Source organism: Kribbella soli, assembly GCF_004331345.1.
Lineage (GTDB): Bacteria > Actinomycetota > Actinomycetes > Propionibacteriales > Kribbellaceae > Kribbella > Kribbella soli.
On the sequence record NZ_SJJZ01000002.1, the window covers coordinates 1,212,885 to 1,233,656 of the forward strand.

Sequence of the window (20,772 nt, forward strand, 5' to 3'; positions counted from 1 at the left end):
ATCAGTACCCCAGGACCGTCCGGTAGGCGTCGTTGGTGCGGGCGGCGGCGTCCTGGAGGGCGGTGGCGTCGGGGCCGGCGCCGAGGATCTCCCGGGAGCTGGACGGTACGACGTTGCGCACCGCGGACCCGAACACCTCGATCAGGCCCTCGGCCGTGCCGCCCTGGGCACCGAGCCCCGGTGCGAGCAGCGGGCCGTTGATGTCCAGGTTCTCGTCCGTCGAACTGATGGTGGCCCCAACGACCGCGCCGAAGGAACCGAGACCGTCGGCGTCGGCGTTCAACTCCCGCAGACCGTCGAGGACCGCCCCGGCGACGGTCGGGCCGTCGGCGGTGCGGGCGGTCTGGAACTGCGGGCCCTCCGGGTTCGAGGTGAGCGCGAGGACGAACAACCCCGCCCCCGCCTCCCGGGCCTCGTCGATCGCGGGCTGCAGCGAGCCGAACCCGAGGTACGGGCTGACCGTCAGCGCGTCACACGCCAGCGGGCCCTTCTCGGCCAGGTACGCCGACGCGTAGCCCGCCATCGTCGTACCGATGTCACCGCGCTTCGCGTCGATGATCACCAGCGCCCCGGCGTCCCGCAGCCGGATCGTCGCCTGCTCCAGCACGGCGACCCCGGCAGACCCGAATCGCTCGAAGAACGCGGACTGCGGCTTGAACACCGCGACCCGGTCGGCGAGCGCGTCCACCACGCCGTACGTGAACGAGGCCAGGCCCTCCGCGGTGTCGGGCAGACCCCAGGCGTCGAGCAGGTGCGCGTGCGGGTCGATGCCGACGCACAGCGGGCCGCGGGTGTCCATCGCCGCCCGCAACCGGGTGCCGAACGGTTTGCTACGCATGTCGCTCCCGAAGGTCTCGTTGCTCATGGCAATCTCCTGTTGATCTGCCGGATCAGACCGGGTCCCCGGTAGATCAGGCCCGTGTACACCTGGACGAGGCTCGCGCCGGCGTCGAAGAGGCGGGCCGCGTCCGACGGGTCGACGATCCCGCCGACTCCGATGACGGGGAGCGCTCCCCCGGTTTCCCCGTGGATGTGCGCGACGACCTTCGCCGAGGTCTCGGCGAGCGGCCGCCCGGACAATCCGCCGGTCTCAGCCGCCAGCGGATGTCCCGCAACGCCTGCCCGGTCGATCGTCGTGTTGGTGGCGATGATTCCGGCGACCCCGGTGCCGGTGCAGACCTGGAGGAGCTCGTCGATCGCCGACGTGGTCAGGTCCGGCGCGATCTTCACCAGGATCGGCTTCGGAGCGAGCCCGGCGACGGTCAGCGAGGCGGCCTCGGTGTGCAGTGCGGTCAGCAGTTCGCGGAGGTGGCCGGCGTCCTGCAGAGAGCGCAGTCCCGGCGTGTTCGGCGACGAGACGTTGACCGCGAAGTAGTCGCCGTACCGGTAGAGGCGGCGCAGCGAGGTCACGTAGTCCTCGACCGCCTCCTCCAGCGGCGTCACCTTCGACTTCCCGATCGAGATGCCGAGCGGGTAGCCGAGATCGCCGTACGCCGCCAGTCGCGCGGCCAACGCTTCGCTGCCGAGGTTGTTGAAGCCCATCCGGTTGATGACCGCCTCGTGCTCGACGAGGCGGAACAGGCGAGGCTTCTCGTTGCCCGGTTGCGGATGCGCCGTCACGGTGCCGACCTCGACGAAGCCGAAACCGATCGCGGGCCACGCGCGCAGTGCGATCCCGTTCTTGTCCATGCCGGCCGCCAGTCCGACCGGCGACGGGAACCGGATCCCGAAGACCGTGCGGGCCGAGGCCGAGGCGACGCGGCCGCCTCGCCCCTGGACGCCGAACAGGCGGGCCCCGGCCGCGGCGGCGCCCGGCACGCGCCCCAGGAGGCGCATACCGTTGAGCGTCTGTTCGTGGGCGACCTCCGCGTCACCGCGACCCAGCCGGTACAGGACCGGCCGGACCACTCGCCTATACACCGCGGATCCTCGGCACCCAGTCCTGCAGCGACCGGACGCCGATGTCGCCGGCGCGCTGCGCCTCGATGCCCTGCACCGCGGCCGCGAGCCCCTGCACGGTGGTGATGCACGGGATGTTCCGCGCCACCGCCGCGCTGCGGATCTCGTACCCGTCGATCCGCGGCGAACCGCCTTGGGTGATCCCGATCGGCGTGTTGACGATCAGGTTCAGCTCGCCGTCCTGGACCATCTGGACGATCGTCGGCTCACCGTTCGGGCCCGGGCCCTGGCTGCTCTTGCGGACCGTGACCGCCTCGACGCCGTTGCGCCGCAGGACGTCCGCCGTGCCTTCGGTCGCGTAGATCTGGAAGCCGAGGTCGGCCAGCCGCTTGACCGGGAAGATCATGTGCCGCTTGTCCCGGTTCGCGACCGACACGAACACCTTGCCGTTGATCGGCAGCGGCTGCGACGCCCCCGCCTGCGACTTCGCGAACGCCGTACCGAACGTGTCGTCGATGCCCATCACTTCGCCGGTGGACTTCATCTCCGGCCCGAGCACCGTGTCGACCGACGAACCGTCGATGGTCCGGAACCGGTTGAACGGCATCACGGCCTCCTTGACCGCGATCGGCGTCGTCGGCGGCAGCGTCCCGCCGTCTCCGGTGGCCGGCAGCATGCCTTCCTCGCGGAGCGCGGCGATCGACGCGCCGAGCATCACCCGGGCCGCGGCCTTGGCCAGCGGTGTCGCGGTCGCCTTCGACACGAACGGCACCGTCCGGGACGCCCGCGGGTTCGCCTCCAGCACGTAGAGGACGTCGCCGGCGAGCGCGTACTGGACGTTCAGCAGGCCCCGGACACCGACGCCGCGGGCGATCGCCTCGGTGGACTTCCGGATGTTCTCGATGTCCGCGTTCCCGAGCGTGATCGGCGGCAGCGCGCAGGACGAGTCGCCGGAGTGCACGCCGGCCTCCTCGATGTGCTCCATCACGCCGCCGAGGAACAGTTCCTCGCCGTCGAACAGCCCGTCGACGTCGATCTCGACCGCGTCGTCGAGGAACCGGTCGATCAGCACCGGGTGCTCCCACGAGCCCGAGCCGGCGCTCAGCCGGTCCAGCGCCGCGGTCAGCTCGGCCGAGCTGTAGACGATCTCCATCCCGCGACCGCCCAGCACGTACGACGGCCGGACGAGGACCGGGAACCCGATCTCCTCCGCGACCTCGTGGGCCGCCTCGGCAGACATCGCCGTACCGTGCTTCGGCGCCGGCAACTTCGCGTCCGCGAGCACCTTGCCGAACGCACCCCGCTCCTCCGCCAGGTGGATCGCCTCGGGCGACGTTCCGACGATCGGTACGCCGGCGTCCGCGAGCCGCTGCGCCAACCCGAGCGGCGTCTGGCCGCCGAGCTGGACGATGACACCCGCGACCGGTCCGGCCTGCAACTCGGCGTACACGATCTCGAGCACGTCCTCGCAGGTGAGCGGCTCGAAGTACAGCCGGTCGGAGGTGTCGTAGTCGGTCGAGACGGTCTCCGGGTTGCAGTTCACCATCACCGTGCAGTAGCCGGCCTCGCGCAGCGCCATCGACGCGTGCACGCAGGAGTAGTCGAACTCGATGCCCTGCCCGATCCGGTTCGGGCCGGAGCCCAGGATCAGGACGGCCGGGGTGTCACGCGGTGCCACTTCGGTCTCCTCGTCGTACGACGAGTAGTGGTACGGCGTCTCCGCCTTGAACTCGGCCGCGCACGTGTCGACCGTCTTGTAGACCGGCCGGATCCCGAGCGCCTGCCGGACACCCCGGACGACGTCCTCGGTCAGCCCGCGGATCTCGGCCAGCTGCAGGTCGGAGAACCCGTGCCGCTTCGCCAGCTTGATGACGTCCGGCGTCATCCGCGGCGCGGCCGCAACCTGGAGAGCGGTCTCGTGGATCAGGTACAGCTGGTCCACGAACCACGGGTCGATCTTCGTCGCGTCGAAGATCTGCTCCGGGGTGGCGCCGGCCCGGATCGCGTCCATGACGATCCGCAGCCGGCCGTCCTGCGGCGTCTTGATTGCCTCCAGCAACGGCTCGAGTTCGCTGGCGGGCTGGCCGGCCCAGGAGAACCGGGCCTCCGGCTTCTCCAGCGACCGCAGCGCCTTCTGCAGCGCCTCGGTGTAGTTGCGGCCGATCGCCATCGCCTCGCCGACGCTCTTCATGTGCGTGGTCAGCCTGGCGTCCGCGGCCGGGAACTTCTCGAACGCGAACCGCGGCACCTTCACCACCACGTAGTCCAGCGTCGGCTCGAAGCTGGCCGGCGTCTGCCGGGTGATGTCGTTCGGGATCTCGTCGAGCGTGTAGCCGATCGCGACCTTCGCGGCGATCTTCGCGATCGGGAAGCCGGTCGCCTTCGACGCCAGCGCCGACGAGCGGGACACCCGCGGATTCATCTCGATGACGATCAGACGACCGTCCTCCGGGTTGACGGCGAACTGGATGTTGCAGCCGCCGGTGTCGACGCCGACCTCACGGATGATGCCGATCGCGAGGTCCCGCATCACCTGGTACTCGCGGTCGGTCAGCGTCATCGCCGGCGCGACCGTGACCGAGTCGCCGGTGTGCACGCCCATCGGGTCGACGTTCTCGATCGAGCAGATGATCACGACGTTGTCGGCCTTGTCGCGCATCACCTCCAGCTCGTACTCCTTCCAGCCGAGGATCGACTCCTCGATCAGCACCTCGGTGGTCGGGCTGGCGTGCAGTCCGGCGCCGGCGATCCGGCGCAGGTCCGCCTCGTCGTAGGCCATCCCGGAGCCGACGCCGCCCATCGTGAACGACGGCCGCACCACCAGCGGGTAGCCGAGCTGCTCGGCGGCACCCATCACGTCGTCGATCGTGTGGCAGATCACCGACCGCGCGGTCTCCGCGCCGAGCTTCTCGACGATCTGCTTGAACGACTCCCGGTTCTCGCCGCGCTGGATCGCGTCGACGGACGCGCCGATCAGCTCGACGCCGTACTTCTCCAGTACGCCGTTGTCGTGCAGGGCGATCGCCGCGTTCAGCGCGGTCTGGCCGCCGAGGGTGGCGAGCAGCGCGTTCGGGCGCTCCTTCTCGATCACCTTCTCGACGTACTCCGGGGTGATCGGCTCGACGTACGTGGCGTCGGCGAACTCCGGGTCGGTCATGATCGTCGCCGGGTTGGAGTTCACCAGGACGACCCGGAAGCCCTCCTCGCGCAGCACCCGGCAGGCCTGGGTACCGGAGTAGTCGAACTCGCAGGCCTGGCCGATCACGATCGGGCCGGACCCGATCACCAGGACCGAATCGATGTCTGTCCTGCGCGGCATCAGTTCCGCCCTTCCATCAGTTCTACGAAGCGGTCGAACAGGTACGCCGAGTCGTGGGGACCCGCCGCCGCTTCAGGGTGGTACTGCACAGAGAACGCGAGCACCCGGCCGTCGTGGCCGGTCAGCTTGAGTCCTTCGACCACGTTGTCGTTGAGCGAGACGTGCGAGACCTCAGCGGTTCCGTACGGCGTCTCGACCACTGAGTCGATCGGCGCGTCCACCGCGAAGCCGTGGTTCTGCGCGGTGATCTCCACCTTGCCGGTCGCCCGGTCGAGCACCGGCTGGTTGATCCCGCGGTGCCCGTACTTGAGCTTGAACGTGCCCAGTCCGAGCGCCCGCCCGAACACCTGGTTGCCGAAGCAGATGCCGAAGTACGGCTTCCCCCGCTGCAACAGTTCCTTCAGCAGCGTGGTCGGGTGCTCGGTGGTCTCCGGGTCGCCCGGGCCGTTGCTCATGAAGATGCCGTCCGGGTTCACCGCGAGGATCTCGTCCAACGAGGTGTTCGCAGGCATGACGTGGACCTCGATGCCGCGCTCGGACATCCGCTTCGGCGTCATCGTCTTGATCCCGAGGTCGAGCGCGACCACCGTGAAGCGCTTCTCCCCCTCGGCCGGTACGACGTACGGCTCGAACGTCGTCACCTCCGAGGCGAGGTCCGCGCCGACCATCGGCGGCTGCTCGAGGACCTTCTGCAGGAGCTCTGCGGGGTCCAGGATCTCGGTGGAGATCCCGGCGCGCATCGCACCGCGCTCACGCAGGTGCCGGGTCAGCGCGCGGGTGTCGATCCCAGAGATCCCGACGATCTCCTGACCCTTCAGCTGGTCGTCGAGCGATCGCTTGGCGCGCCAGTTCGACGGCACGCGGGCCGGATCGCGGACGACGTACCCGGCGACCCAGATCTTCTGCGACTCGTCGTCCTCGTCGTTGATCCCGGTGTTGCCGATGTGCGGCGCGGTCTGGGTGACGATCTGCCGGTGGTACGACGGGTCGGTCAGTGTCTCCTGGTAGCCGGTCATCCCGGTGGTGAACACCGCCTCGCCGAACGTGGATCCGGTCGCCCCGTACGACGTACCGGCGAACGACCGTCCGTCCTCCAGGACGAGCAGCGCTGGCTGGCTCATAGTGCTCCGATCAAGGTCGAGATTGATGCGGTCAGGGCGGCGGTGTCGGCCTTACGACGCGGACGGAACCCGGTGTCGAGTTCACGGCCGTCGTGGGTCCAGGTGACCACGACCAGGCCGGACTTCTCCGCGGTCACCTTCCCGGCGATGCCACGGTCGGTCCGGACCCCGGTCAGGCGGTCCGCGGGGATGAAGACATCCGCCGCACCCTGCCGGTGGAAGATCAGGCCGGCCTCACTGACGGCCAGGTCCGCGGTGGCGCGGACGCCCAGTTCGTGCACGGCGATCCGGTCCATCCAGTCGCCGGCACTCGTCGTCGCGACGTAGACACCCTCGATGCCGCGCGTCGTTTCCGCTGGCGCCGCGGGCAAAGGCGACAGGTCGGCCTGCCGGGTCTGGCGGTTCCGCCAGCCCCGGTACATGCCGAAGTAGCCCGCTGCCAGCACCAGCAGCGTGCCGAGAATGCCGAGGAACGCCCTCACCGGGTGAGCTCACCGTCCAAGACGGTCGGCGTACCGCGCAGGAACGTCGCCACTACCTTGCCCGGCAGCGTCATCCCTTCGAACGGCGTGTTCCGCGACAGCGACACCGAATCCTCCGGAACGACGATCCGCTCGACCCTGGGGTCGTACAGGACGACGTTCGCGGGCGCACCGGCCTCCAGCGGGCGGCCGTGCTCGGCGGCTTGACCGATCGCGGCCGGCCGGTAGCTCATCCGGTCCGCGACGTCGGCCCAGGTCAGCAACTTCGTGTCGATCATCGCGTGCTGGACCACCGAGAGAGCGGTCTCCAGGCCGGTCATACCGAACGCGGCCGCGCTCCACTCGCAGTCCTTGTCCTCGACCGGGTGCGGCGCGTGGTCGGTGGCGACGATGTCGATCGTGCCGTCGGCCAGGCCCTCGCGGACCGCCTCGACATCCTCCTTGGTGCGCAGCGGCGGGTTCACCTTGTAGACCGGGTTGTACGAGGTGGCGAGCTCCTCGGTCAGCAGCAGGTGGTGCGGGGTGACCTCGGCGGTCACCTCAAGACCGCGGCGCTTCGCCGCGCGGACGATCTCCACCGAGCCCTTGGTGGACAGGTGGCAGACGTGCAGCTTCGACCCGACGTGCGCGTTCAGCAGGATGTCGCGGGCGATGATCGCCTCCTCGGCGACACTCGGCCAGCCGGTCAGGCCGAGAACGCCGGAGAGCGCTCCCTCGTTCATCTGCGCGCCCTGGGTGAGCCGCGGCTCCTGCGCGTGCTGGGCGATCACACCGCCGAACGCCTTCACGTACTCGAGGGCGCGGCGCATCAGCGCGGCGTCCCAGACGCAGTCGCCGTCGTCGGAGAACACCCGCACCCGGGCGGCGGAGTCCGCCATCGCGCCGAGCTCCGCGAGCTGCGTGCCCTTCCGTCCGACCGTGACCGCGCCGATCGGGTACACGTCGGCGTACCCGGCGTCGCGGCCGAGACGCCAGACCTGCTCGACCACACCGGCGGTGTCGGCGACCGGGTCGGTGTTGGCCATCGCGAAGACCGCGGTGAACCCGCCCTTCGCGGCGGCGCGGGTGCCGGTGAAGACCGTCTCGGCGTCCTCCCGGCCGGGCTCGCGCAGGTGCGTGTGCAGGTCGACCAGACCCGGCAGCGCGACCAGTCCTTGCGCATCGATCGTCTGCGCGTCGGCAGGCGCGTCGAGGCCGGTGCCGGTGGCAACGATCTCGCCGTTGTCGATCAGCAGGTCCGCCACCTCACCGCCAACAATGCTTGCGCCGGTGATCAGGTACGCGGTCATGCGGTCTGCTCCTCTTCGTTACTACCCGACAACAACAGATAAAGGACGGCCATCCGGATCGCCACGCCGTTCGTGACCTGCTCGACGATCACCGAGCGGGTGGAGTCGGCGACCTCGGCGCTGATCTCCATACCGCGGTTCATCGGCCCGGGGTGCAGCACGATCGCCTCGTCCGGCAGTTGCGCCATCCGGTTCTTGTCCAGGCCGTAGCGGCGCGTGTACTCGCGGGCGCTCGGGAAGAACGCGTCGTTCATCCGCTCCCGCTGCACCCGCAGCATCATCACCGCGTCGCTCTTCGGCAGCACCGCGTCGAAGTCGTACGACGTGGCGCACGGCCACCTGCTCATGTCGACGGGGACCAGCGTCGGCGGGGCGACCACGGTGACCTCGGCGCCGAGCGTCGAGAGCAGCAGCACGTTCGACCGCGCGACCCGCGAGTGCAGGACGTCGCCGACGATCGTGATCCGGCGGCCGTCCAGCGAGCCGAGGTGCCGGCGCATCGTGAACGCGTCGAGCAACGCCTGCGTCGGGTGCTCGTGGGTCCCGTCGCCGGCGTTCACCACCGACCCGGTCATCCAGCCGGACTTCGCCAGCAGGTGCGGTGCGCCGGAGGATCCGTGCCGGCAGACGACGCCGTCGGCGCCCATCGCCTGGAGGGTCAGCGCGGTGTCCTTCAGGCTCTCGCCCTTGCTCAGGCTCGAGCCCTTCGCGGAGAAGTTGATGACGTCCGCGGACAGTCGCTTGGCCGCTGCCTCGAACGAGATCCGCGTCCGGGTGGAGTCCTCGAAGAACAGGTTCACCACCGTCCGCCCGCGCAGCGCGGGCAGCTTCTTGATCGGGCGGTCGGCCAGCGACCGCATCTCCTCGGCGGTGTCGAGGATCAGTTGGGCCTCGTCACGGCTCAGGTCCGCAGCGCTCAGCAGGTGCTTCATCAGCCCTTCGCCCCCTTGTCAGCGATCAGTACGGCGTCTTGCCCGTCGTACTCGGTCAGGTGGACGGTGACGCGCTCCACCAGGGAGGTCGGCAGGTTCTTGCCCACGTAGTCGGCGCGGATCGGCAGCTCGCGGTGGCCGCGGTCGACCAGGACGGCGAGCTGGACGGCGCGCGGGCGGCCGATGTCGCCGAGCGCGTCGAGGGCCGCGCGGATCGTCCGGCCGGAGAACAGCACGTCGTCGACGAGCACCACGACCTTGCCGTCGATACCGTCCGCCGGAATGTCGGTGTGTTCCAGGCCACGTGGTGGTTTGAGACCGATGTCGTCGCGGTACATGGTCACATCGAGTGACCCTGTCGGCACGCTCTGCCCCTCGACGGCCTGGATCCGGGCCGAGACGCGTTGGGCCAGCGGGACTCCGCGGCTGGGGATGCCGAGCAGGACGACCGGGTCGGCGCCGCGGTTCCGCTCGAGGATCTCGTGAGCTATCCGGGTCAGTGCCCGGGAAATGTCGGAAGCGTCGAGGACCTCGCGGCTGCTGCGTTTCGGCGGCTGCGCGGCCTCAGGTTGCTCTGCGCTCTGGGCAGGGCTCATCGCTACCGTTCCTCCTTTCCCGCCTCTCTGGACGGGTCTTTAAAGGACGTTCGGACCGCTTGACATGGTATCGGATGTGACACGCCGTCTTGACGCTGGCCTCCGGCCCGGAATATTGTTACTCTGTGTAATCGAGGGGGGTTTCACCTTTCGACCCGTTCCCTGCGGGCCGGACATGACGAAACTAGTCGGAGGGAAGAACCAGCGTGCCGAGCGAATACGCGAAGACACTGGGTGGCAAGCTACGTGCCATCCGCCAGCAGCAAGGTTTGTCGCTGCATGGCGTGGAAGAGAAGTCCAAGGGTCGCTGGAAGGCGGTTGTCGTCGGCTCGTACGAGCGCGGCGATCGAGCCGTCACGGTCCAGAAGCTCGCGGAGCTCGCCGATTTCTACGGCGTGCCGATCCGTGAGCTGCTCCCTGGGTCCGCCAGTGCGGCTGCTGCGGCTGCCGCTCCTCCCCGGTTGATCCTCGACCTGGAGGCCCTGCAACACCTCGACGCGAGCGAGGCCGGTCCGCTGACGCGGTACGCGGCCACGATTCAGGCTCAGCGTGGGGACTACAACGGAAAGGTCCTGTCGATCCGTCAGGACGACATGCGGACACTCGCGGTGATCTACGACGAGTCGCCGACGACGCTGACCGAGCGCTTCATCTCCTGGGGTGTACTGAACCCGGAGGCGAAGGGTGACGTCGAGGAATCGTCCGAGGCCGCCGGCGCCTGACGCCTGAGAAGGCAGAAATCTGGCGAAGGCACTAGACGGTCGGGGCTTGTAGCAGCTGGCCCGCGGCCGCCCGCCTTCCTCAGCAGACGGAACAGAGCACTACCGAACGCAGTACCAAGCGCAGTACAAGCGGCAGGTAACACCTCACCGGCCGCACACGGGGACGCAACGGCGGCCCGGGACCGTACCGAGACGGTCACCGGGCCCGACAAAGAGGGGCTCGCCCCCCTCAATTCCCAGCAGCGATTCAGACGCCCAGTGTGGGCTTCAGCTGCAGCAGTCTGGCCAGCAGTCCGTTGACGAACGTCGGGGACTCGTCGGTCGACAGGTCCCGCGCCAGCGCGACCGCCTCGCTCACCGCGACCACGTCCGGCACCTGGTCGTCGAACAGGAGCTCGTAGGCACCGATCCGCAGGATGTTCCGGTCGACCGCCGGCATCCGGTCCAGCGTCCAGCCGACCGAGTGGGTCTCGAGCAGGTCGTCGATCTGCTCGCTGTGTTTCGCGACCCCTTCGACCAGCGCCACGGTGAACTCGTTCACCGGCGGGTCGTTGTCGGCCACCCGGTCGGCCAGGGTCCCGCCGACCGGCAACCCCCTGACCTCCGACTCGAACAGCACGTCGAGAGCGCGCTTGCGGGCCTTGCTCCGGGCAGACATCTTCTGTTGTCGACTTTCCCTAGAGGTTGCGCGGCTCAGGAGGTGACGCGGCCGAGGTAGTCCCCGGTGCGGGTGTCGACCTTGACCTTCTCACCAGTGGTCAGGAAGAGCGGGACCTGGATGTCGTAGCCGGTCTCCAGCTTGGCCGGCTTGGTGCCACCGCTGGAGCGGTCGCCCTGCAGACCCGGCTCGGTGTACTCGACCGTGAGCTCGACCGAGGCCGGGAGCTCGACGTACAGCGGGAGCTCGTCGTGCACCGCGACGATCGCGTCCTGGTTCTCCAGCAGGAAGTGGGCGGCGTCGCCGACCACGTCGGGCTGGATCTGCAGCTGGTCGTACGTCGACTTGTCCATGAAGACGTAGGCCGCACCGTCGTTGTACAGGTACGTCATGTCACGCTTGTCGACCGTGGCCACGTCGACCTTGACGTCGGCGTTGAAGGTCTTGTCCACCACCTTGCCGGACAGCACGTTCTTCAGCTTGGTCCGGACGACGGCGCCGCCCTTGCCCGGCTTGTGATGCTGGAACCAGACGACGGACCACAGCTGCCCGTCCAGGTCGAGCACCATGCCGTTCTTGAGGTCGTTCGTCGTTGCCACGCGGGTATGCCCTTCGAAGTGATCAGCGGTAACAGCAGATTGTAGCGGTCACTACCGCTTTCCTCCGATTCCGCCGATCTGCTAGACCCGGCCGGCCGTAGTCTGGCAGTACCGAGGCGCCAGGAGGCCGACATGGTGGAGTTCGTGATCTTCGTCGTCGTGATGATCGTGCTGAGCCTGATCTCCAAGGCCCGGCAGGGATCCAAGGGCGGCAACGGCCAGCCGAACGCCCGGATGCAGGCGCTGATCGAGCGGATCCAGGCCCAGCAGGGCGGCAACCAGCCGGTCCAGTTCCAGGGCCAGTTCACGCAGGCCGCCGGTCCGGGTGGACCGCCTCCGGCACCGATACCAGGGCAGATGCAGACCGGGAGTGCGCAGGGCAGTCAGCAGGCCGCGGCTGTTCTCCAGCAACTCCTGCAGAACGGTCGACAACCACGCCACCTGGGCGAGCGGAACTCCCCGGGCCAGGCGGCACAGCAACCCGGCACCGGTACGCCGTACCAGCCGCCGGCGCAGTATCAGCCTTCGCAATACCCGGTGCAGTACAACCCGGGCCCGTATCAGCCGCCGGCGCATCGGCCGCAGCAGAACAACCTGCCGACGCCGAAGCAGGACCTGGACGCCAGGGTGCGGGACTTGATGAACGCAGGCAACGAGGTCGGTGCGGTCCGGTTGCTGAGCGACGAGCGCGAGCTGGGGATCCTGGAGGCGCAGAAGTACGCTCGCACGCTGGTCGCGCCGCCGGCAGCTCAGCAGAGTGCCGACGTACTGGACGAGCCTGATGGGGACGAGGAGCGGTACGTCGGTTCGGCGGCGTTCGCGGAGTCGATCTTCAACGTCAACGACCGCGACGAGAACGTGTGGGCCAGCGGCTGGGTCGACGAACCCGAGCCGGAGGATCGCTCCGACATCGAGGAGCTCTGGCAGACCGTCAGCAACCCGCCGCGGGTTACTCCTCCCACGTCACAGTGATGTAGCTGTGCCGCCGGGCGATGTGGAAGCCGGGCGGCAGCACAGCGTTCGAGGCATGCACCTGGAACGCCGGACCCCTGCGGTGCTTGGCGTCCCAGCTCTGCACCTGGTCGAGCATGTGGCCGATCAGCTGACTGGCGTGCGGACCATGACCTCTGCAGCCGAGTTCCACGTGCGCCTCGTCGCGGCCGCTGCGTGAGGTGAGGTACGCCAGGCTGTCCGCCGTTGCGACGGCTGCCACCCACGACCACTCCTCACCGGACAGAACGCAGTACCCGGGCAGCTTGCTCGCCAGCCACAGGTAGAGGTCGAGCAGAGGCTCCTCGCGATGCACCTCTACTCCGGACCACGTCTGCTCAGCCGGCAACGTCAGTACGTCGTACTGCGGATGCGGCTCGCCCTCCTGGTCCTCGTCGAACGTCAGACCGCCTTCCTGCAACGGAACCAGCCGCTCGTAGTCCGCACCCGCCCCCTGCATGCTGACGAACCCGCACACCGTCGTGGACCGGCTCTCGAGGTGGTCACCGACCAGGTCGAACGCGATCGCCCGCGTCTGCCCACGCAGCCGCAGCGGTACGACGATGCGCCCGCCCGGACGCAGCTGCTGCATCCACGCGCTCGCGATGTCCCAGGCGGTCACCGTCACCACGATCCGGTCGTACGGCGCTCGCTCCGGAACACCGAACGCGCCATCGGCCCGCACCACGGCCACATCGCCGTACCCGGCCTCGTCGAGAGACTCGCGCGCCCGGTCCGTCACCTCCGGATCGATGTCGACCGACGTCACCGCGCCATGCGGACCGGCCAGCTCCCGCATCAGCGCGGCATTGTACCCACCGGAACCGATCTCGAGGACCCGGTCCCCCGGCCGGATCGCAGCCTGCTGCAGCATCAGCGCGACGATGCTCGGCTGCGACACCGAACTGGTCACCACACCAGCCTCGTTCTGCTTCATCAGTACGACGTCGTCCGCGTACGCGATGTCGAGCGAAGCCTGCGGGACGAACAGGTGCCGTGGGACGGCTGCGAAAGCAGCCGCCACCCGCTCGTCGCGGATCGTGCCGGTAGCTACCAGCTGCTGGACGAGGGCAGTCCGCAGCGACTCCGCCGGTGCTGAGTCACTGCTGACACCCGTCATGACCAGTCAGTCCCGCTTGTCGCCGAGCGACTCCAGCAAGGTCCGCAGCAGACCTGCCAGCTGGTCGCGTTCAGCCAGCGACAGACCGGAGAGTAGCTGCGACTCGGTGTCGACGTGCGTCGGCAGCACCTTGTCGATCAGCTCGAGCCCCTCGGGCGTCAAGGTCACCAGCACGCCGCGGCGGTCGGTCTCACTCGGTGCCCGCGTCACCAGCCCGCGAGCCTCCAGCCGATCCAGGCGCTGGCTGATCGCACCTGACGTGACCATCGACGAGTGCATCAGCCCGGCCGGCGTCAGGCTGTGCTCGGCGTTGCTGCGCCGCAGGGTCGCCAGTACGTCGAAGGACGCGCGATCCAGGTCGTGCTTGCCGAAGTTCCGCCGCAGCTCGGCGTCGAACAGCGCGCCGAGGCGGCTCATCCGACCGATGACGCCCATCGGCGACGGATCCAGGTCGGGCCGCCGCGCACGCCACTGTTCCAGCACCAGGTCGACGTGATCTGCCATTCGCCCAGCCTAGCCCCAGATTGCTTAGCGGTGAGGGACTTGAAAGTTCCTTAGCGCTGAGATACTTTATCTTAGTGCTAAGCAATCGACGTTCGACCATCCTCCTGACCACGGCGATCGCGCCGATGCTCTGGGGCACCACCTACGTGGTGACCACCGAGTTCCTCCCGCCCCATCGCCCGCTGCTGGCCGCGCTCCTGCGGGCGTTGCCGGCCGGCCTCCTGCTCGTCGCGATCACCCGTGTCCTGCCGCGCGGCAGCTGGTGGTGGCGTTCGCTGGTCCTCGGCACGCTCAACATCGGCGCCTTCAACGCGCTGCTGTTCGTTGGTGCGTACCGGCTGCCAGGTGGCGTGGCTGCGACCGTCGGTGCCATCCAGCCGCTACTGGTCGCTTTGCTGTCAGCTGGGCTGCTGCGGCAGCGCCTGTCGCTGCGCACCGTTCTCACTGCCCTAGCAGGCGTGTTCGGCGTTGGACTGCTGGTGCTGCGGGCTACCGCACGGCTCGACATGCTGGGCGTACTCGCGGCTGCCGGCGCTGCGGTGGTCATGGCGTTCGGCGTCGTACTCAGCAAGCGCTGGACGTCACCTGCTCCCCTGCTCGCCACGACTGGTTGGCAGCTCGTCGCCGGTGGACTGGTGCTCCTACCAGTGACCTTCCTGGTCGAGGGCGCATTCCCCGCCTTCACACTGCGGAATGTCGCCGGCTACACATACTTGGCGCTCTTTGGTTCGGCAGTCGCCTATACGTTGTGGTTCCGCGGACTCCGGGAACTCGTTCCGACCGAGGTCACGTTCCTAGGGCTGCTGAGCCCGGTAGTAGCGACCACAGTGGGCTGGCTGGTCCTCGCCCAGCACCTCACCGCACTGCAGGCGGTCGGCGGCCTGATCGTGCTGGTAGCCCTCGTGTTTGCACAGCTACGACCGACAGCTCGGTTCAGGGCCTCAGATCAGGCCCTCGCGCAGTGCATAGGCGACGGCGTGGGAGCGGTTCCTGAGCTGCAGGCGGCTGGTGACGTCGTGGAGGACGTTCTTGACCGTGCGCTCCGAGTAGGACAGCTCCCGGGCGATCTCCTGCGTGTCCATTCCGTCCGCGACCAGTCGCAGTACCTGCGTCTCCCGGTCGGACAGACCGGTGTGGGACAGCCCTCGCGGCTCCAGTACGTGCCGCTGCTTCCGCGACACCTGACCGAGCAGCCGTCCCAGCAGGTCCGGAGGCAGGCTGCCGTCACCCGCAGCGGCGGCCTGCACCAGGTGCACGATCCGGTCACCGGTCGCCTCGGTACGCCGTAGTACGCCGGAGACCCCCAGCTCGACCGCGGTCATCAGCGCTTCGTCGTCGATCGCGCTGCCGATCAGCACGGTCCGGCGGCAGCCCCGCTGCGTCGCGGCCCGCAGTACCTGAACAGCACCCGCGTCCAGCGAGTCGACTGCGACCAACGCGACCACTGGCGGGGCAGTGCGCTGGTCGGCCGACTGCGAGGGCAGCTGTGCCGCCAGCTCGGCGTCAGCGATCAGGCTGATCTCCGGGCGCTGCCGCAGCGTATGCACCAGCCCGAACTGCGACAGCGGGTCGAGCGCCTTGACCCAGACCGGAATGCGGTGCTGCTGACCCAGAGGTTGCCCCACCTGTTGTGTCGTCATCCTTGTCACTCCCCCAGAGCGCTGTTGAACGGAACCCATCGAACCCGTAGTCACACGAACCCCCAATGCGTCGATCTCCTCCCGATCGCGCCGCCAGTCGGTGAAACCTGCCCGCAGTGCGGTTCGAAAGCTGCCCACAACCATCTGATGCCCGAAAGGGCAGATTGGTTATGAATCGAGGCTGGTGAGCGCGCGGAGCGCGAGCCGGTACGAGTCGAGCCCGAAGCCGGCGATGGTCCCGGTCGCCACCCCGGCGACCACACTGGTGTGCCGGAACTCCTCGCGGGTGGCCGGGTTGGTCAGGTGGATCTCGATCAACGGGGCAGTCCGCTGCGCGATGGCGTCCCGCAGCGAGTACGAGTAGTGCGTGAACGCGGCCGGGTTGAGTACGACGGGGATCCGGCCGTCCGCAGCCTCGTGCAGCCAGCCGACCAGCTCGGCCTCGTCGTCGGTCTGCCGTACGTCGACCTCGAACCCGAGCTCGGCGCCGGTCTTCTCGCACACCCCGACCAGCTCGGCGAACGTCGTCGAACCGTACTTCTCCGGCTCCCGCGAACCCAGCCGCCCGAGGTTCGGCCCGTTCAGCACCAGCACCCGCCTGCTCACATCCGTCACAGCACTCACCCTAGAGGGTGTCGCGTGAAACCATCAGACACCCTCTAGTCGCGCGAACGCCACGTCGGCCTCCGCGACCGCGGCCGGGTAGCGCTCGGCGGCGGGCTGCCCGCCGGAGATCGCCAGCCAGTTGCGGTAAGCCAGGATCCGCTGGGTCGACAGCAGTTGCGCGGACAGCAACTCCGCGGTGAGATCACCGCCGAGAACCTCGGTGAGCGCTCTCTCGTCGTCGTCCATGAACGCGCGCAGCCGGGTCGCGAGGGCCGGCGTACCGAAGACGAGGTTGTAGTAGGCAACGACCTGCGGGTGGTCGTTCAGCCCGGTCGTCGGCTCCCGCTCGGCGAGGCCGGTGCGGAAGTGGTCGCGGAGCGCCTCGACCGGCGGCGCCGGCGACGCGCGGACGATCCGGGCCGCCTCCCGACGGTGGTCCGCGATCCGGTGCATGACCAGGTCTTCCTTGGTCGGGAAGTACTTGAACAGGGTCGGCTTGGACACGTCGGCGGCGGCCGCGATGTCGGCGACCGGTACCTCGTCGAAGCCGAGTTCGAGGAACAGCGCGATCGCCGCCTGCGACAAGGCGTCGTACGTCTGCTGCTTCTTGCGTTCGCGGAGTCCGGTCACAACGTCATGTTAACCTAGGCAAAAGATTGACCGAGTTAATCTTTTGCGGAGGGATGGATGAGGGATCTCGACGAGGAACGCGCGTACGCCGACCGTTGCCGGCAGGCACTGCGGCGGATGGTCGCCGGCGCGCGGGAGAACGTGGCTGTCGGCGAGGACACCTGGGGCGACCGGTACACCGCCGAGCGGCTGGGCTTCTACCTCAAGACACTGGCGCGGGACATGGGCGAGGAGGGCGACAACCCGCCATTCTTCGGCATGATCACGTACGGCGCCACGGACCCGGCGGCCGGCGAACACCGCAGCCAGACGTACTACCTCGGCCGCCGGCACATCTCGGACGCGATCGGCCGCCCGCCGATGGTGATCGACTGGCGCGCGCCGGTGTCGGCCACGTTCTACCAGGCGTCCGCCGTCGAGCCACGCGGGATCGACACCCGCCGCCGCTTCGGCTGGTCGGCCAACACGCTGACGAGCTTCGAGGACGAACACCTCCGGACGGGTACGCCGTCGTCGGCCAGTGAGCTCGTACGGCGGGAGATCGAGCGGGCCCGGGTGGGTCCGATGCGGGACATCGTCGCCACGATCCAGGGCGCACCGGGGACCGGCAAGACCGCGGTCGGCCTGCACCGCGCCGCCTACCTGCTGTACGCGTACCGGTCGCGACTCGAACGCAACGGGGTCCTCGTCCTCGGACCGAACCGGGCGTTCCTGCACTACATCTCCGCCGTACTCCCGACGCTCGGCGAGGTCGACGTGGAGCAGACCACGATCGAGCAACTGCTGGATCGCGAGGTTCGCGCGGTCGACGACCCGGCGGCGGCCGTGGTCAAGCACGACGTACGGATGGCCGAGGTGCTGCGGCGGGCGGTGTACGGCCGGATCGGGCAGCCGGACGAGGCGGTCGTGGTCCGAGACGCGTCGTACAAGTGGCGGGTCAACCAGCACGAGTTCGCGGAGATGGTGGTTGAGGCCGAGGCTGAGGCGATGACCTACCTGACCGGACGCGAGCGGGTGATCGCGCGACTCGTCGCCGCGTTGCAACGTCAGGCCGAGGCGCGCGGGCAGAACTGCAACGGCGTCTGGCTACGGCGCATGGCGCGTGCGGTGACGCCGTACGTCGAGGAGGTCTGGCCGTTCCTCAAGGCCGACGAGGTGCTGGCCGAATACCTGAGCGATCCCAGTCAGGCGGGCGTCCTGACGGCGGACGAGCAGCGAGCCATCGCCTGGCCGCGCCCGCGCAAGGCGAAGACGGCGCGCTGGACGGCTACGGACGCCGTACTGCTCGACGAGGTGAGCGCGTTGCTGGAGCGCTCCCCGACGTACGGCCACGTGATCGTGGACGACGCGCAGGACCTCTCCCCCATGCAGTGCCGGGCGATCGCACGGCGGAGCGAGCACACCTCGATCACGGTGCTCGGTGATCTTGCGCAGGGTACGACGGCCTGGGCCGCGAACGACTGGCCGACGCAGCTCACGCACCTCGGGCTCGGTCAACCAGGGAAGGCCACCGCGGAGATCGTTGCCCTGAGCACCGGATATCGCGTCCCGGCGACCGTGGTCGAACTGGCGAACCGTCTGCTCACCGCGCTTGATGTCGCGGTCCCACCGACCACGTCCTTCCGCTCCGACGGCGAACTGACCATCACCCGCGTCGACGACCTTGCGGTCGCCTGCGTCGAGAACATTCGGAGAGCGCTCTCTGTCGAAGGCTCGATCGGCGTTATCGCCGCCGATCACCAGTTGCCGGCGGTGAGCGATGCGTTGAAGGCGGCCGGAATCGAGACCTCGGCGGCGGACGGCGACGGCCGGGTGGCCGTCGTACCGGCGAGCCTGGCGAAGGGGCTCGAGTACGACCATGTGATAGCACTCGAGCCGGCCGAGATCGTCGCCTCCGAGACCCGCGGCCTCAATCGCCTGTACGTCGTCCTCACCCGGGCGGTGTCCCGGCTGGACATCCTGCACAGCCGGGAGCTTCCGCCCGAGCTCGGACGCTAGTTGCTCCAGGGGGCGCCGGGGCCGCCCATGCGTTGCGCGTACGGCGTACCGTGGGCGAGCTCACCGCGGCGGATCGGCTTGTCGGTGAACGCGGAGGCGTAGATGGCCGCGGCGAGCTCGAGCGTGTTGCGTGCCTCAGCCAGCGTGACCGGGGTCGGCGCGCCCGCAGCCTTGGCATCGAGGATCGCGGCGAGCTGTGCCGTGTGACCGCTCGCCACATCCGGCAGATCGGTCGACCACGCTGCGGCGATGTCTTCGTGGCCGGGAGCGGGCGTGATCGTCCAGTCAGGGTTCTTGTACCCGTACAGGTGCTCCAGCTCCACGGTCGCGTTCTCGCAGTCGAAGCGGAGCTGGGAGGTCTGCCGCGCGGACACCAGCGAGTTCACGACCGACGCCACCGCGCCGTTCTCGAACGTCACGAGCGCCATCGACACATCCTCGGTCTGCGTCGGTCGCGCCTGCCGGGCAGCGAGCGCGGTCACCTTCTCCCAGGGGCCGAGGATCGACAGCAGCAAGTCGTACTGGTGGATCCCGTGGCCCATCGTCGGGCCGCCACCCTCGACGTCGAACGTGCCGCGCCAGGGCACCGCGAAGTACGCGTCGTCGCGGTACCAGACGGTGTTGCACAGGGCAACCAACGGACGCCCGAGGACGCCGTCGGCCAGCAGTTCACGCAGCCGGACCGCGCCGGAGCCGAAGCGGTGCTGGAACACGCACGCCACCTGCGCCGCGGACTTCTCCTCCGCGGCCGCCAGGGCGTCGAACTCGTCGAGCGACAGGGTCGGCGGCTTCTCCATGTACACGTCGACATCCGCGGCCAGGCACTCGGCGGCCAGCGGGACATGCGAGTTCGGCGGCGTACACAGGTGCACCAAGTCAACCTGGCCGGCCGCGAGCAGGTCGGTCAGACTCGGGTACGTCGCCGGGATGTTCCACTGGGCGGCGAACTCCTTCGCCCGATCCAGATCGACATCGACGGCCGCGACCAACTCAGCCCGGTCAGGCAGCGCCGCAACGGCCCGCGCATGCGAGGCGGCAATCCCTCCGGTGCCGACAATCGCAATCCGATACTTCCGCTCACTCATATGGAAAGCCCTTTCCGAGGCATCGACAGCATCCTCCGCGCCCCACCCCCATCCCACAACCCACCGCCCGCCATCTGACCACATCCGGACACCCCACCAGCCCCCACCCAACCCACACGGCGCGGGGCACAGCAGGCGCCGGGGCACAGCACACCGCGCGGGTGCGTGAGACAGGAAATACCAGGTCCCCAGCCACCAGTCCCTGTGCAACGCCACAAGAGTCGGCGCGCGCGGGCGCGGGAGATGGGCGCGTGGCGTTGGGCGCGGGACATGCGCGCGGGGGCGCGGAACGGGAGTCGGGCCGTAGCACGCGGCGCGGGGGCGTGAGACAGGAAATACCAGGTCCCCAGCCACCAGTTCCTGCGCAACGCGACAAGAGCCGGCACCCGCGGGGGTGCGGCATGCGGCACGCCACCGGGCACGGCACGGCACGGCTCAGCACGGCTCGGCACGGCTCGGCACGGCACGGCAGGGCACGGGTCGCGGGGACACGGCGCGGGGGCACAGCCCAGGACGTGGGGGCGCAGCACGCGGCGCGGGTGCGTGAGACAGGAAATAGCAGCTGCCTGGGCACCAGTCCCT

General features: G+C 68.9%; 19 protein-coding genes and 1 pseudogene. 4 read left to right on the plus strand and 16 right to left on the minus strand.

The features are described 5' to 3' along the window. Nucleotide 1 precedes the first annotated feature (1 nt). Genes pyrF through pyrR form a run of 8 tightly spaced genes read right to left on the minus strand, consistent with a single transcriptional unit; the run spans nucleotide 2 to nucleotide 9,638 of the window. Nucleotides 2-865, minus strand: a complete 864-nt coding sequence (pyrF, locus tag E0H45_RS19875; RefSeq protein WP_238155105.1) for an orotidine-5'-phosphate decarboxylase — start codon at nucleotides 863-865, stop codon at nucleotides 2-4. After that, entirely contained in the window at nucleotides 862-1,920 is a 1,059-nt protein-coding gene (locus E0H45_RS19880; RefSeq protein ID WP_131339337.1) for a quinone-dependent dihydroorotate dehydrogenase, read from the minus strand. The genes pyrF and E0H45_RS19880 overlap by 4 nt, the downstream gene beginning before the upstream one ends. Then, on the minus strand, nucleotides 1,913-5,218 hold the full coding sequence (gene carB / locus E0H45_RS19885; RefSeq protein ID WP_131339339.1) for a carbamoyl-phosphate synthase large subunit: 3,306 nt from the start codon (nucleotides 5,216-5,218) through the stop codon (nucleotides 1,913-1,915). Before carB ends, E0H45_RS19880 begins: the two co-directional genes overlap by 8 nt. Then, entirely contained in the window at nucleotides 5,218-6,339 is a 1,122-nt protein-coding gene (gene carA, locus E0H45_RS19890) for a glutamine-hydrolyzing carbamoyl-phosphate synthase small subunit (RefSeq protein WP_131339341.1), read from the minus strand. The genes carB and carA overlap by 1 nt, the downstream gene beginning before the upstream one ends. After that, on the minus strand, nucleotides 6,336-6,821 hold the full coding sequence (locus E0H45_RS19895; protein WP_131339343.1) for a PH-like domain-containing protein: 486 nt from the start codon (nucleotides 6,819-6,821) through the stop codon (nucleotides 6,336-6,338). Before E0H45_RS19895 ends, carA begins: the two co-directional genes overlap by 4 nt. Next, the gene (locus E0H45_RS19900; protein ID WP_131339345.1) at nucleotides 6,818-8,110 is read right to left on the minus strand and encodes a dihydroorotase; all 1,293 of its coding nucleotides are present in this window, start codon (nucleotides 8,108-8,110) and stop codon (nucleotides 6,818-6,820) included. The genes E0H45_RS19895 and E0H45_RS19900 overlap by 4 nt, the downstream gene beginning before the upstream one ends. Then, nucleotides 8,107-9,042 (minus strand): aspartate carbamoyltransferase catalytic subunit, encoded by a 936-nt coding sequence (locus tag E0H45_RS19905; RefSeq protein ID WP_202872405.1) that lies wholly within the window; start codon nucleotides 9,040-9,042, stop codon nucleotides 8,107-8,109. Before E0H45_RS19905 ends, E0H45_RS19900 begins: the two co-directional genes overlap by 4 nt. After that, nucleotides 9,042-9,638: a bifunctional pyr operon transcriptional regulator/uracil phosphoribosyltransferase PyrR gene (pyrR, locus tag E0H45_RS19910; RefSeq protein ID WP_131339349.1), complete on the minus strand. Its 597-nt coding sequence runs from the start codon at nucleotides 9,636-9,638 to the stop codon at nucleotides 9,042-9,044. The genes E0H45_RS19905 and pyrR overlap by 1 nt, the downstream gene beginning before the upstream one ends. A 206-nt stretch (nucleotides 9,639-9,844) precedes the next feature. On the opposite strand from pyrR, the gene bldD reads away from it, so the two are divergent. Then, nucleotides 9,845-10,360, plus strand: coding sequence for a transcriptional regulator BldD (gene bldD / locus E0H45_RS19915; protein ID WP_130388461.1), 516 nt, complete (start codon nucleotides 9,845-9,847; stop codon nucleotides 10,358-10,360). 247 nt (nucleotides 10,361-10,607) lie between these two features. Here bldD and nusB read toward each other — a convergent pair whose 3' ends face one another. Then, nucleotides 10,608-11,018 carry a transcription antitermination factor NusB gene (nusB, locus tag E0H45_RS19920; RefSeq protein WP_131293877.1) on the minus strand — a complete coding sequence of 137 codons (411 nt, stop codon included), beginning with the start codon at nucleotides 11,016-11,018 and terminating at the stop codon, nucleotides 10,608-10,610. A gap of 35 nt (nucleotides 11,019-11,053) precedes the next feature. Continuing rightward, on the minus strand, nucleotides 11,054-11,617 hold the full coding sequence (gene efp / locus E0H45_RS19925) for an elongation factor P (protein ID WP_131339351.1): 564 nt from the start codon (nucleotides 11,615-11,617) through the stop codon (nucleotides 11,054-11,056). Nucleotides 11,618-11,749: 132 nt separating this feature from the next. Between efp and E0H45_RS19930 the strand changes: the two genes are divergently transcribed. Beyond that, entirely contained in the window at nucleotides 11,750-12,589 is an 840-nt protein-coding gene (locus E0H45_RS19930; RefSeq protein WP_131339353.1) for a hypothetical protein, read from the plus strand. Here the strand turns inward: E0H45_RS19930 and fxlM are convergent. After that, complete coding sequence (fxlM, locus tag E0H45_RS19935; RefSeq protein ID WP_131339355.1) at nucleotides 12,567-13,727, minus strand: methyltransferase, FxLD system; 1,161 nt, start codon at nucleotides 13,725-13,727, stop codon at nucleotides 12,567-12,569. The two genes, E0H45_RS19930 and fxlM, sit on opposite strands and share 23 nt — an antisense overlap. A gap of 6 nt (nucleotides 13,728-13,733) precedes the next feature. Then, nucleotides 13,734-14,231: a MarR family winged helix-turn-helix transcriptional regulator gene (locus E0H45_RS19940; RefSeq protein ID WP_131339357.1), complete on the minus strand. Its 498-nt coding sequence runs from the start codon at nucleotides 14,229-14,231 to the stop codon at nucleotides 13,734-13,736. 74 nt (nucleotides 14,232-14,305) lie between these two features. On the opposite strand from E0H45_RS19940, the pseudogene E0H45_RS19945 reads away from it, so the two are divergent. Then, nucleotides 14,306-15,127, plus strand: a pseudogene (locus E0H45_RS19945) (EamA family transporter); the annotation flags it as partial. Between the two features lie 45 nt (nucleotides 15,128-15,172). Here E0H45_RS19945 and E0H45_RS19950 read toward each other — a convergent pair. From E0H45_RS19950 to E0H45_RS19960, 3 genes are all read right to left on the minus strand, one after another. Next, nucleotides 15,173-15,871 (minus strand): helix-turn-helix transcriptional regulator, encoded by a 699-nt coding sequence (locus tag E0H45_RS19950; protein ID WP_131339359.1) that lies wholly within the window; start codon nucleotides 15,869-15,871, stop codon nucleotides 15,173-15,175. A 168-nt stretch (nucleotides 15,872-16,039) separates the two neighbouring features. Further along, nucleotides 16,040-16,477, minus strand: coding sequence for a type II 3-dehydroquinate dehydratase (gene aroQ / locus E0H45_RS19955; protein ID WP_131340628.1), 438 nt, complete (start codon nucleotides 16,475-16,477; stop codon nucleotides 16,040-16,042). A gap of 42 nt (nucleotides 16,478-16,519) precedes the next feature. Further along, on the minus strand, nucleotides 16,520-17,107 hold the full coding sequence (locus tag E0H45_RS19960) for a TetR/AcrR family transcriptional regulator (protein ID WP_131339361.1): 588 nt from the start codon (nucleotides 17,105-17,107) through the stop codon (nucleotides 16,520-16,522). A 57-nt stretch (nucleotides 17,108-17,164) separates the two neighbouring features. Here E0H45_RS19960 and E0H45_RS19965 point away from each other — a divergent pair, with 57 nt between their 5' ends. Beyond that, complete coding sequence (locus tag E0H45_RS19965) at nucleotides 17,165-19,105, plus strand: HelD family protein (RefSeq protein WP_131339363.1); 1,941 nt, start codon at nucleotides 17,165-17,167, stop codon at nucleotides 19,103-19,105. On the opposite strand, the gene E0H45_RS19970 is transcribed toward E0H45_RS19965, so the two are convergent. Further along, nucleotides 19,102-20,190 (minus strand): Gfo/Idh/MocA family protein, encoded by a 1,089-nt coding sequence (locus tag E0H45_RS19970; RefSeq protein WP_131339365.1) that lies wholly within the window; start codon nucleotides 20,188-20,190, stop codon nucleotides 19,102-19,104. The two genes, E0H45_RS19965 and E0H45_RS19970, sit on opposite strands and share 4 nt — an antisense overlap. Nucleotides 20,191-20,772 lie beyond the last annotated feature (582 nt).